At 70.2% G+C, this 12961-nt stretch carries 10 protein-coding genes; 7 read left to right on the top strand and 3 right to left on the bottom strand.

The annotated features are described in order from the left end of the window. Nucleotides 1–73: 73 nt before the first annotated feature. The 7 genes from ABZX67_RS00625 (at nt 74) to trxA (ending at nt 9674) form a co-directional block, all read left to right on the top strand. Entirely contained in the window at nt 74–2353 is a 2280-nt protein-coding gene (locus ABZX67_RS00625) for a DUF6049 family protein (RefSeq protein WP_355352210.1), read from the top strand. 46 nt (nt 2354–2399) lie between these two features. Next, nucleotides 2400–4649, top strand: a complete 2250-nt coding sequence (gene murJ, locus ABZX67_RS00620) for a murein biosynthesis integral membrane protein MurJ (RefSeq protein ID WP_355352207.1) — start codon at nt 2400–2402, stop codon at nt 4647–4649. 129 nt (nt 4650–4778) lie between these two features. Beyond that, entirely contained in the window at nt 4779–6506 is a 1728-nt protein-coding gene (locus ABZX67_RS00615) for a protein kinase family protein (protein ID WP_355352204.1), read from the top strand. 27 nt (nt 6507–6533) lie between these two features. Further along, nucleotides 6534–7241: an RNA polymerase sigma factor SigM gene (gene sigM, locus ABZX67_RS00610; protein ID WP_355352201.1), complete on the top strand. Its 708-nt coding sequence runs from the start codon at nt 6534–6536 to the stop codon at nt 7239–7241. Then, entirely contained in the window at nt 7238–8179 is a 942-nt protein-coding gene (locus ABZX67_RS00605) for a hypothetical protein (protein ID WP_355352198.1), read from the top strand. Before sigM ends, ABZX67_RS00605 begins: the two co-directional genes overlap by 4 nt. A gap of 126 nt (nt 8180–8305) precedes the next feature. Next, nucleotides 8306–9280: a thioredoxin-disulfide reductase gene (trxB, locus tag ABZX67_RS00600; RefSeq protein ID WP_355352195.1), complete on the top strand. Its 975-nt coding sequence runs from the start codon at nt 8306–8308 to the stop codon at nt 9278–9280. A 49-nt stretch (nt 9281–9329) separates the two neighbouring features. Then, nucleotides 9330–9674 (top strand): thioredoxin, encoded by a 345-nt coding sequence (trxA, locus tag ABZX67_RS00595; RefSeq protein ID WP_355352192.1) that lies wholly within the window; start codon nt 9330–9332, stop codon nt 9672–9674. 63 nt (nt 9675–9737) lie between these two features. Here the strand turns inward: trxA and ABZX67_RS00590 are convergent, their stop codons facing one another. The 3 genes from ABZX67_RS00590 to ABZX67_RS00580 form a co-directional block, all read right to left on the bottom strand. Continuing rightward, nucleotides 9738–10355: a GNAT family N-acetyltransferase gene (locus tag ABZX67_RS00590; RefSeq protein WP_355352189.1), complete on the bottom strand. Its 618-nt coding sequence runs from the start codon at nt 10353–10355 to the stop codon at nt 9738–9740. A 304-nt stretch (nt 10356–10659) separates the two neighbouring features. After that, complete coding sequence (locus tag ABZX67_RS00585; protein WP_355352186.1) at nt 10660–11772, bottom strand: ParB/RepB/Spo0J family partition protein; 1113 nt, start codon at nt 11770–11772, stop codon at nt 10660–10662. Further along, nucleotides 11769–12845 (bottom strand): ParA family protein, encoded by a 1077-nt coding sequence (locus ABZX67_RS00580; protein WP_355352714.1) that lies wholly within the window; start codon nt 12843–12845, stop codon nt 11769–11771. Before ABZX67_RS00580 ends, ABZX67_RS00585 begins: the two co-directional genes overlap by 4 nt. Nucleotides 12846–12961 lie beyond the last annotated feature (116 nt).

The raw sequence follows: 12961 nt of genomic DNA, 5'->3' as shown, positions 1-12961 counted from the left end.
GTCTCGTTACCATGCGTGGACGCAGAATCCGACAACCACCAACGGCAACCAGACGACGAGGGACGGGCAGCGCGTGGCCGAGGCGGCAGACTTCCAGGGCACCCGCCCCTCCCCTGCCCGCCGGTGGCTGCGGCGTTCGGCCTCGGTGCTCGCTGGTGTGCCGCTGCTCGCCTCCCTGCTGTACGGCCCCCTCGCCCCCTCCGCTCACGCCGACGAGAAGGCTCCTGGATCACCGACCGTGGATGTGTCTCTGGACACGTTCACCCCCAGCGCCCCGGCGGAGGGGGACACCCTCACCATCACCGGTTCGGTGACCAACGAGGGAAAACAGACGGTCAGCGGGGCGACGGTGGATCTGCGGGTGGGCTCCGCGCTGCCCAACCGGGGAGCGATCGACGAGGTGGCCCGGCGCAAGGGCTTCACGCCCAGCAGTGACGGCACGGCGGTCGCCCCAACCTTCGCGTACCAGATCCCGACTCTCCCCGCCGGGACCACCGAGGACTTCCGGCTCACCGTGCCCGTGGACGAGCTGGGCCTCGGCAAGGAGGGCGTGTACCAGCTCGGGGTCTCGCTGACCGGACGGACGCCCAGCGATCCCTACAACCAGGTCCTCGGCATCGAGCGCACCTTCCTTCCGTGGCAGCCCGAAGGCACCAAGAAGAAGACCCAGCTCACCTATCTCTGGCCGCTGATCTCCTCGACGCGGCTGTCCGCGGAGACCGGCTCCGACGACCAGCAGACCCCGGTCTTCGAGAACGACGACCTGGCCGCCGAGCTCGCCCCCGGCGGGCGGCTGGAGCGTCTCGTCTCCCTCGGCGCCGAGCTGCCGGTCACCTGGGTCATCGACCCCGACCTGCTCGCCACCGTGGAGGCGATGACCCGGAATTACCAGGTCAAGGACGGGGAGACCGACGTCCCGGGCCGCAACCAGGCCGTCGCCAAGCAGTGGCTGAACTCCCTGGAGAAGGCGGTGGAGGGCGGCAAGGTGGTCGCGCTGCCCTACGCCGACCCCGACCTGGCGTCGCTCGCCCACCGCGGCAAGGACGTCTCCGGCTCCCTCAGCCATCTGCAGCCGGCCACGGAGCTCGCCGAGACGACCGTGGAGACGATCCTGCACGTGAAGCCGTCCGTCGACTTCGCCTGGCCGGTCGACGGAGCGCTCGACCCGTCGATCGTCGACATCGCCACCTCCGCCGGTGCCGACAAGGTGATCGCGCGCAGCGACAGCGTGCGCGACACTCTCCCGTACACGCCGACGGCCGCCCGGCCCATCGGCGGCGGCACCACGGCCGTCGTGGCCGACGAGGCGCTGTCCACCGCCTTCCAGGGCGACATGACCAGGGCCGAGAACTCCACGCTGGCGGTCCAGCGGTTCCTCGCCCACACCCTGACCGTGACGCAGCAGCAGCCGGGCAACGCGCGCAGCGTCGTCGTCGCACCGCAGCGCATGCCGACCGCCGCCCAGGCCCAGTCGATGGCGAGCGCGCTGCGGGGCCTGTCCCACGAGCGCTGGACGCAGACCGCCGACCTGGTTACGGCGGCGGGCGCCAAGCCCGACCCGCGCGCAACCACCCAGGTCCCCAGCTTCTCCCACTACCCGCAGAAGCTGCGCCGCCATGAGCTTCCCGTCCAGGCCTTCCAGGACATGAAGGCCACGCGGGAGACGCTGGACAACTTCAAGGTGATCCTCACCGCGGCCTACCGGGTGGTGACACCCGTGGGCAATGCGATCAACCGCGAGATGTCCACGTCCTGGCGCGGGCAGCCGGACGCGGCGGCCGGATACCGCAGCGGTGTGCTGACGCACCTGAAGAGCCTGACCACCGAGGTCAAGCTGATCGAGAAGTCCGACCTGACCCTCTCCGGCCGCAGCGCCACGATCCCGGTGACCGTGCAGAACAAGCTGCTGCAGGGCGTCGACCACCTGGTGCTGCGCCTGAAGTCCTCGAAGCCGACCCGCTTGAAGCTCAACGGGGGCGACACCGTCTCCGAGCAGCCGGTGAGGATCGACGGCGGCCACAGCCAGTCGGTGAAGTTCACCGCCTCCGCGAACGCCAACGGCCCGGTCCCCATGACGGCGCAGCTGTACACGGAGGACGGCAGGCCGTACGGCAAGCCGATGCACTTCACCGTGAAGGTCTCCGAGATCACGCCGACGGTGATGCTCGTCATCGCGGGTGGTGTACTGCTGCTGGTCCTCGCGGGCGTCAGGATGTACAGCCAGCGCAAGCGCGCCGCCGCCCGGGAGGCCGCCGCGGAGGATGACGATCCGCAGCAGCCGGGTGACCCGACGCCGGACACCCGAGCGCAAAGCACCGAGCCGTCCGGCCCGGGTGAGAAAGTGGACCGTTGAGCGATGTCGTGGCCGGCCGGCCGGGGACGATGAGGTGGGGTTATCCATGAACGCGCCGTACGACGGTGACCGCGGCCAGGGCGCGGGTGGCGGCGGTACGCCTCCCGGCGGGACGCATGCGGCGCCCCCGGCGGGCCAGGTACCGCCACCGGCGTCGCCGCCTGCCACGGATCCGTACGTCCCGGACCCCTACGTCCAGGACGCCTACGACCACGACCCGTACCGGGCGCACGATCTCTCCGCGCAGGACCCGGTGAGCGAGGCGCTCTACGACCGCGCCGCGCACCCGCCTCCCCCGCCCGGCACGTATCCGGAGCCGCAGCCGCTCTACCAGCAGCCCACCGCTCCCGAGTACGCTCCCGATCCCCGTATCTGGGCGCAGACCCCGCCGCCCGAGCCCGACGGCCCCTCCCGTCACCTTCCGTACGGTGACGACCCGCGGACCGTGCAGTACACCGGCGTCGACGAGCTCGTCACCCACGCCGGTGGAGACGAGCCCGCGCCGGACGCCTTCGCCCACCTCTACCGCGACCAGCAGGGCTACGCCCACCCGCCCGCCGCCGGTGCGCCCGGCCCCGGCGAACCCAGCCCCGCACCCAGCCCCGCACCCGAACCCGAAGCGGTCCCGGCAGCGGCGCCGGCTCCCGCCGCGCCGAAGAAGTCCGGCGGCCGCGCCTCCGGCCTGCTGAAGTCCAGCGCCGTGATGGCCGCCGGCACGCTGGTCTCCCGCTTGACCGGATTCGTCCGCAGCCTCGTCATCACCGGAGCGCTGGGTGCCGCCACGCTCGGCGACGCCTACACCGTCGCGGCCACCCTGCCGACGATGATCTACATCCTCACCGTCGGCGGTGGTCTGAACTCGGTCTTCGTCCCCCAGCTCGTCCGCTCCATGAAGGACGACGAGGACGGCGGCGAGGCCTACGCCAACCGACTGTTGACCCTGGTCATGGTCGCGCTCGGTGTGATCGTCGCTCTCGCGGTGTTCGGCGCCCCGCTGCTGATCCGGGCGATGTCGGACACCCTCGCCCAGGACGCGGCCGCCAACAGCGTCGCGGTCACCTTCGCCCGCTTCTGCCTGCCCACGATCTTCTTCATGGGCGTGCACGTGGTCATGGGCCAGATCCTCAACGCGCGCGGCAAGTTCGGCGCCATGATGTGGACCCCGGTCCTGAACAACATCGTCGTGATCTTCACGTTCGGCATGTTCATCTGGGTCTACGGCACGTCCGCGGAGACCCGGATGGCCGTCACGACGATCCCGGACGAAGGCGTGCGCCTGCTGGGTATCGGCACGCTGCTCGGCCTGGTCGTCCAGGCGCTGGCGATGATCCCCTACCTGCGCGAGGCGGGCTTCCGCTTCCGGCCCCGGTTCGACTGGAAGGGCCAGGGGCTCGGCAAGACGGTCAAGCTCGCCAAGTGGACCGTTCTCTTCGTCCTGGCCAACCAGGCGGGCGTCGTCGTCGTCACGCAGCTCGCGACGGCGGCCGGCAAGGCCTCGGGCAAGGACGGGGCGGGCATCCTCGCGTACTCCAACGCCCAGCTGATCTGGGGCATGCCGCAGGCCATCATCACCGTCTCCGTCATGGCCGCGCTGCTGCCGCGGATCTCCCGCGCCGCGCACGACAACGACCCGGGCGCCGTCCGCGACGACATCTCGCAGGGGCTGCGGAACTCGGCCGTCGCGATCGTGCCGATCGCGTTCACCTTCCTCGCGCTCGGCCTGCCGATGTGCACCCTGCTCTTCGCCTCCGCCTCCGACGAGGCCGCGCGCGGCATGGGCTACATGCTGATGGCCTTCGGCCTCGGCCTGATCCCGTACTCGGTGCAGTACGTCGTGCTGCGCGGCTTCTACGCGTACGAGGACACGCGGACGCCCTTCTACAACACGGTCATCGTGGCGGCCGTCAACGCGGCCGCGTCCGCGGCCTGCTACGTGGTACTGCCGGCCCGGTGGGCCGTCGTGGGCATGGCCGCCTCGTACGGACTCGCCTACGCCGTCGGTGTGGGCGTCGCGTGGCGCCGGCTGCGCAAGCGGCTCGGCGGCGATCTGGACGGCTCGCACGTCGTCCGGACCTACGCGCGGCTGTGCATGGCGTCCGTCCCGGCGGCGATGGCCGGCGGCGCCGTCGGTCTCGTCCTCCTGAGGACGCTGGGCGAGGATGCCTTCGGTTCTCTGGTCGCGCTCGTCGCCGGTGGCGTGGTCCTGCTCGGCGTCTTCTACGTGGCGGCCAGGAAGATGCGGATCCAGGAGCTCAACGCCATGGTGGGCATGGTCCGCGGCCGCCTGGGCCGCTGACGGACCGGACCGATCGGGCCACCAGCGCAACCATCGTGGGCCACCGCGTGTCGTGCATGGCGGCGGACTGTGGGCACAATTGGCATGGCTGTTGGATATGGCGCAACGGATGGGGAGGCAGGAACGACGGTGGCGGAACGTAGCACGGCTGCCGTCGACGTGGCCGACAACAGCGGTGACGACCCGCTGACCGCGAAGGCGGACAAGGCCGCGGCCGACGGGGTGGCGGAAGCGCAGGACACGGCGGACACATCCGCCGAGAACACCGACGGCGAGCGGCGGACCGGCGGTCAGCCCTCCCGTGCGACACCCGAGCTGCACAGCGGCCACAAACTGGCCAGACGCTACCGGCTCGAGGAGTGCGTCACCCGTCTGGACGGCTTCAGCAGCTGGCGTGCCGTCGACGAGAAACTGCGCCGCGCGGTGGGGGTGCACGTACTCCCCGCGAACCACCCCAGGGCCCGCTCGGTGCTGGCCGCGGCGCGTTCCTCGGCGCTGCTCGGTGACCCGCGCTTCGTGCAGGTCCTGGACGCCGTCGAGGAGAACGAGCTCGTCTACGTCGTCCATGAATGGCTGCCGGACGCCACCGAGCTCACCGCCCTCCTCGCGGCCGGGCCGCTGGAACCGCACGACGCGTACCAGCTCGTCAGCCAGATCTCGCAGGCCATGGCCGCAGCCCATCGCGAGGGCCTCGCCCATCTCCGTCTCACTCCCAGCGCCGTCCTGCGCACCTCCAGCGGCCAGTGGCGCATCCGCGGGCTCGCCGTCAACGCCGCCCTGCGGGGCATCAGCGCCGAGCGTCCGCAGCGGACCGACACCGAGGCGATCGGCGCACTGCTGTACGCGGCGCTGACCCAGCGCTGGCCGTACGAGGACGACGCACACGGTCTGTCCGGGCTGCCCAAGGGCGTCGGGCTCATCGCCCCCGACCAGGTCCGGGCGGGGGTGCACCGCGGCCTGTCCGAGATCGCCATGCGTGCCCTCGCCAACGACGGAGCGACCGCCTCCCGCCAGGAGCCCGCCTGCACCACGCCCGACGAGCTCGCCAAGGCCGTCGCGGCGATGCCCCGGATCCGCCCGCCGGAGCCCGAGTTCCCCGCTCCGCCGGACTACCAGCGCACGACCTACCAGCAGGGCACGTACGGCCGGCCGAAGCCGCGCCCGGTCGCCGCGGCCACCCAGCCGACGCCCGTGCCGCCTCCGCCGTTGCAGAGCCGTACGGGCAAGGCCCTCAAGTGGGTCGTGTCGGCGCTGCTCATCGCCGCGCTGGGCCTCGGCAGCTGGCAGGTGGCCGACAAGCTGCTCGACCAGCCCAAGGCCGCCGAGGACCCCAAGCCCAGGCAGACCACCGCCACGTCCGGGGGCGAGCAGAAGAGGAAGGTCCCCGTTCCGCTGAAGGTCCAGGACGCCAGGGAGTACGCCCCCGACGGCTCCCCGCAGAACGTCAACGACGTCCAGAAGACCTACGACGGCGACAGCGGCAGTTACTGGCGGACGAACTACTTCCTCGACGGGCCGGAGCTCGAGCCCTCGATCAAGCAGGGTGTCGGCATCGTGTACGACCTCGGAGCGGACAAGGACGTCTCCAGCGTCTCCATAGGGCTGCGCTACGGCGGACCTCACACGACGATCACGCTCTACGCCGCCGATTCGCTGTCGCCGTCCGGCTCTGTGGACACCATGAAGAAGATCGCTTCCGGACAGAGCAGTGGTAAGAGCCTGCAGGTGTCCGCCAAGGAGCCGGTGAAGAGCCGGTATGTGCTGCTGTGGATGACCGCGATGCCCTACTCGGCGCGGGACGGCTACAGCGGCGCCGGCTACAAGCAGGCCATCACGGACGTGAAGTTCACCGGCTGACGGAGAGACGCGGGAGGGGGCGCACCGTTGGACCATGCCGAACTGGGCGGCACGAGCGACCAGGAACTACTGGCTCGCCATGTCGGCGGTGACCCGGACGCCTTCGGCGAGCTCGTGCGCCGCCACCGCGACCGGCTCTGGGCCGTCGCCCTGCGGACGCTGGGGGACAGGGAGGAAGCCGCCGACGCCGTTCAGGACGCCCTCGTCTCCGCCTTTCGGTCCGCTCACACCTTTCGCGGCCAGTCGGCCGTCACGACCTGGCTGCACCGCATCACCGTGAACGCATGCCTGGACCGCGCCCGCAAGGCCGCGTCCCGCAAAACCTCGCCCGTCGAGGACACGGAGCGGCTGGAGCAGCTGCTGGAGCCCCACGAGTCGGCCGAGGCGCCCGCCGAGCGGCACGACCTTCACCGGGAGCTCCTGGCGGCGCTGGCGAAGCTGCCCGCCGATCAGCGCGCCGCGCTGGTACTGGTCGATATGCAGGGCTACCCCGTCGCCGAGGCGGCTCGCATCCTCGACGTACCCACCGGGACGGTGAAGAGCCGCTGTGCCCGGGGCCGGGCGAGACTGGTTCCCCTGCTCACTCATCTGCGCGGTGACACCGTGGGTAAGGGTGGGGCCGAAGGGGGAAGGAACCGGACGCCAGGGACATCCGTCCCACCTGCGTCGGGAGCAAGCCGTGATGCAGGACCCCATGATCCTGCTGCTGTGAAGGGCGGAGGTGGACGCACGTGACATCCACGGCCGACACGACTCAGCATCCGGATGTCTCGGAGATCTCCGACCTCACCGAGGGGCTTCTCTCACCGTCGCGGACCGCCGATCTGCGTCGGCATCTGAACGACTGCGCGCTGTGCGCCGATGTACGCACCTCGCTGGAGGAGATCCGCGGACTGCTGGGCACTCTGCCCGGACCCGCCCGTATGCCGGCCGATGTCGCCGGGCGCATTGATGCCGCGCTGGCCGCCGAAGCGCTCCTGGACGCCACCGCTCCCGCCACGGGCGAGGGCGAGCATGTTTCACGTGAAACATCGACCCCGCCGACGTCGGCCGAGCCGGCCCCGGCGGCCGCGGCGGACCGTCCCGCCGGGCATCCTGTCGGGCGGCCCGCCGGTCGACCGAGCGCCGCCACGGGTCCCGGCCGCGCCGGTTCCACGCGGCAGCGGCGTCGGAGAACGGTTCTCGGCGCGGTCTTCGGGGCCGCGCTGGTCGCCGTGAGCGGGCTGTTCCTCCAGGGCATCCAGTCGTCGGGGGACCGCAGCGGCAACGCCCAGAAGGCCGATGCCCCCGTCACTGCCGCCGACACGGCGACCTTCTCCGGCGTCCCTCTCGGGGATCAGGTCGAGGCCCTCCTCGCCACGGAGGGCGCGGAGAGCACGGAGACCTTCACCACGACGCCGGGGAAGCAGGACCAGCGCAGCCTCGGGAACAACTCGGTGAAGCGCTCCGGAGAGGTGTCCGTCCCGGACTGTGTCCAGGCGGGAACCGGGCGCACCGAGCAGGCTCTCGCCGCTGAGCTGGGGGAATACCAGGGCAGGAAGGCCTTCCTCGTGGTCCTGCCGCACTCCGCGGACGCCCGACAGGTAGAGGTGTACGTCGTCGACGCGGCCTGCACCACGACGAAGGCGCCCAAGGGAAACGTGCTGCTCACGCACTCCTATCCCCGTTCCTGACATCACGCTGCCGTGCTGCTTGGGCACTGCGGGAATGCGAGCCCCGTAGGATCCGTTGGGTGGGGTGAGAGTCCTTGACCCGGCCCCGTAGGCAGTAGGCAGTCTGCAGAGACGAGGAAGAAACCCGTGAGCGACGTCCGTAACGTGATCATTATCGGCTCCGGGCCCGCCGGCTACACGGCAGCGCTCTACACCGCGCGTGCCTCGCTGAAGCCGCTGGTGTTCGAAGGTGCCGTCACCGCCGGTGGTGCGCTCATGAACACGACCGAGGTGGAGAACTTCCCCGGCTTCCGTGACGGGATCATGGGCCCCGACCTCATGGACAACATGCGGGCCCAGGCCGAGCGCTTCGGTGCCGAGCTCGTTCCGGACGACATCGTCGCCGTGGACCTCACCGGCGACATCAAGACCGTGACGGACACCGCCGGGACCGTCCACCGCGCCAAGGCCGTCATCGTCACGACCGGCTCACAGCACCGCAAGCTCGGGCTGCCGAACGAGGACGCGCTGTCGGGCCGGGGCGTCTCGTGGTGCGCCACCTGCGACGGCTTCTTCTTCAAGGACCAGGACATCGCCGTGGTGGGCGGCGGCGACACCGCGATGGAGGAGGCGACCTTCCTCTCCCGGTTCGCCAAGTCCGTCACGATCGTCCACCGCCGGGACACCCTGCGGGCCTCCAAGGCCATGCAGGAGCGTGCCTTCGCCGACCCGAAGATCAAGTTCGCCTGGGACAGCGAGGTCGCCGAGATCCACGGCGAGCAGAAGCTGTCCGGTCTGACCCTGCGCAACACCAAGACGGGTGAGACGTCCGAACTGGCGGCGACCGGTCTGTTCATCGCCGTGGGCCACGACCCGCGCACCGAGCTGTTCAAGGGCCAGCTGGAGCTGGACGACGAGGGCTACCTCAAGGTGGAGGCTCCGTCCACGCGCACGAACATCACGGGCGTCTTCGCCGCCGGTGATGTCGTGGACCACACCTACCGTCAGGCGATCACCGCCGCGGGCACCGGCTGCTCCGCCGCTCTGGACGCCGAGCGCTTCCTCGCCGCGCTCGGCGACAGCGAGAAGGCCGCCGAGCCGGAGAAGACCCCGGTCGTCTGACCGCCCCCTGTTCCCCACTCCCACACCCCGTTGAATCAAGGAGGCTGCCGTGGCCGGCACCCTGAAGAACGTGACCGACGACTCCTTCGAGGACGAGGTCCTCAACAGTGACAAGCCCGTGCTGGTGGACTTCTGGGCCGCTTGGTGCGGTCCGTGCCGTCAGATCGCGCCGTCGCTGGAGGCCATCGCCGCCGAGCACGGCGACGACATCACGGTCGTCAAGCTGAACATCGACGAGAACCCGGCCACCGCTGCCAAGTACGGCGTCATGTCGATCCCGACGCTGAACGTCTACCAGAACGGCGAGGTCGTGAAGACGATCGTCGGCGCCAAGCCGAAGGCCGCGATCGTCCGCGACCTCGAGCCCTTCATCGGTGACGAGGTCAAGGGCTGACGCCTCACGTTTCACGTGAAACAGTGAGCGGCCCATCCCGGTCAGGGATGGGCCGCTCACTGTTTACAGCGGGCGCAGCACCGGGTCCTTCTGGACCGCTCCGAGGAGACGATCGAGCGCCAGCTCGACGTCCTCCTTCCAGGAGAGCGTGGTGCGCAGCTCCAGCCGCAGCCGGGGATGGACCGGATGGGGCCGAACGGTCTTGAACCCCACTGCCAGAAGGTGGTCGGCGGGCAGCACGCAGGCCGGCTCCTTCCACCGGGCGTCCCCGAACGCCTCGATCGCCTTGAACCCCCGGCGCAGCAGGTCCTTCGCCACCGTCTGCACCATCACCCGGCCGAGCCCCTGGCCCTGGTACCCCGGCATGATCCAGGCTGTTATCAGCTGCACGGCGTCGGGCGACAAGGGACTCGTGGGAAAGGCGGTCGAGCGCGGCACGTACGCGGGCGGCGCATAGAGCACGAACCCGACCGGGACCTCGTCCACATAGACGACGCGCCCGCAGGATCCCCAGTCCAGCAGGACCGCGGAGATCCAGGCCTCCTTCTCCAGCTCGGGAGTTCCGGCCTTTACCGCAGCCTCTCCGCTGACCGGGTCAAGCTCCCAGAAGACGCACGTTCGGCAACGCTTGGGGAGATCCGGGAGGTTGTCCAGCGTGAGTGGTACGAGCCGACGCCCCATGAAGGCTGTTCCTCACTTCCTTCGCGTGCCGCCCCGAGAGCGGCTGCCAGCGCGCTCCGTTCCCGGAGCAGGCTGCCGATGAACCCACCGACCGCACCGAGTCCCAGGCCTGCTGTCACCAGTCGGCCGCGGCTCACCTCTCGCATGCCCGGTTCTCCCTCCATAGTCGGTCAGGGGGATGCGCATACCAGAACGCATCGTATCGATCGGGTGATGACGCGCATACGGGAAGACGGCAAAGGGCGGGCCGTGTTCCGGTGAACACCGGAGCACGGCCCGCCCTGACGACTGCGCCGAACGGGCGTCAGTCCTGGTCGTCCTGTCGCTCCTGCTCCGCCAGCCCCTGTGCCAGGACGCGTCCTTCACCAGGCGCGAGCGTCGAGAGGATCCGGTCGAGATCCTCCATCGAGGCGAACTCGACGACGATCTTGCCCTTCTTCTGCCCGAGATCGACCTTCACCCGGGTCTCGAAGCGGTCCGACAGACGGGTGGCGAGCTCGCTGAGCGCCGGCGCCACCCGGGTACCGGCCCGCGGCCCCTTCGGCTTGGCCGGAGCACTGCTGGGCTCCGAGTCCATCAGCTTCACGATCTCCTCGACCCCGCGCACCGAGAGGCCCTCGGCCACGATGCGGTACGCCAGCTTGTCCTGCGTCTCGGGGTCCTCCACCGACAGCAGCGCCCGGGCGTGCCCGGCCGACAGGACACCGGCGGCCACCCTGCGCTGAACGGGCGGCGACAGCCGCAGCAGCCGCAACGTGTTGGAGACCTGGGGACGCGAGCGTCCGATCCGGTCGGCCAGCTGGTCGTGGGTGCAGTTGAAGTCCTTCAGGAGCTGGTCGTAGGCGGCGGCCTCTTCCAGCGGGTTCAGCTGCGCCCGGTGCAGGTTCTCCAGCAGGGCGTCCAGCAGCAGCTTCTCGTCCTCGGTCGCACGGACGATCGCCGGAATGCGCTCCAGTCCTGCTTCCCGGCAGGCCCGCCAGCGCCGCTCGCCCATGATGAGCTCGTAGCGCTCGGGACCCAGCTGCCGTACGACCACCGGCTGGAGCAGGCCGACCTCCTTGATGGAGGTGACCAGCTCGGCGAGCGCGTCCTCGTCGAACACCTCGCGCGGCTGGCGCGGGTTCGGCGTGATCGCGTCTAGCGGCAGCTCGGCGAAATGCGCCCCGGCCGGCGTCGCGGCCTCGGGCGCCTCCTCCGGCTCCGGCTCCGGCCGCGCTGAAAGCGCCGGCTCCATCGGCCCTGAGGCGTTCGGCAGCGTCGCGACCTTGGCGGCCGCCACCCCCCGCTCCGCCGTCAGTGTGGGAATGGCCCCCGGAGAGGTGGACCCGACCCCCACCGAGGGCGCCTGCCTCTCCTGGGGAGCCGCGGGGATCAGCGCACCGAGCCCACGCCCCAGTCCCCTACGTCGCTCGCTCACTGGATCCCCTCCGACATGCTGTGCTTGCTGATCTGGCTGCCCACATGGGCGTGCTGCGGGTCGTAGTACACACCAGCCCCCCGCAGGGCGATCTCGCGGGCCGCCTCCAGGTACGACAGCGCACCGCTGGAGCCGGGGTCGTACGTCAGCACCGTCTGCCCATAGCTGGGCGCCTCCGAGATGCGGACGGACCGCGGAATGCTCGTCCGCAGTACCTCGTCACCGAAGTGGCTGCGCACCTCCTCGGCGACCTGCGAGGCAAGCCTGGTGCGGCCGTCGTACATGGTGAGCAGGATCGTGGAGACATGGAGCGTGGGGTTGAGGTGCCCACGCACCAGCTCGACGTTGCGCAGAAGCTGACCCAGCCCCTCCAGCGCGTAGTACTCGCACTGGATGGGGATCAGGACCTCCGCGCCGGCCACCATGGCGTTGACCGTCAGCAGGCCGAGCGACGGCGGGCAGTCGATGAGGATGTAATCCAGCGGCTGCTCATACGCCTGGATCGCCCGCTGGAGTCGACTCTCCCGCGCCACCAGCGACACCAGCTCGATCTCCGCACCCGCGAGATCGATGGTGGCCGGGGCGCAGAAGAGGCCTTCGACGTCCATGACGGGCTGGACCACATCGGAGAGCGGCTTGCTCTCCACCAAGACGTCGTAGATCGAGGGAACCTCGGCATGGTGGTCGATCCCGAGCGCCGTGGAGGCGTTGCCCTGTGGGTCGAGGTCGATGACCAGCACCCGTGCGCCGTGCAGGGCCAGGGAGGCGGCGAGGTTGACCGTCGTGGTCGTCTTGCCTACCCCGCCCTTCTGATTGGCGACCACCATGATGCGGGTCTGCTGAGGGCGGGGAAGTCCCTCACCGGCACGGCCCAGCGCCTCCACCGCCAGTTGGGCAGCATGACCAATGGGGGTGTCGTCCATCGGGGGCGGTGTTTCACGTGAAACATCCTCCCCCGCCGATTCGGTACGGGGACCGGGGACCGGATCGGTCATCGGTCCCGCGATGTTGGCGTTGGACCGCAAGGATTCACTCTCCTCGGCTTCAGGCTCGCGATGGAGAGAGCCTGCCATGCTTTCGGGGTCGTGAACCAGCGAGGCCCGTGGTTCTGTGGAGAACTCCACCTCTGTGGACAACTCCGTACCCCCCACCGGGGGCTTACGGTCGCGCGGCGTGGCAGCCGCGCGAC

Source organism: Streptomyces sp. NPDC003036, assembly GCF_040611175.1.
GTDB lineage: Bacteria > Actinomycetota > Actinomycetes > Streptomycetales > Streptomycetaceae > Streptomyces.
Note: the sequence above shows the minus strand (reverse complement) of the source record. Positions and strands in the feature narration are given on the sequence as shown.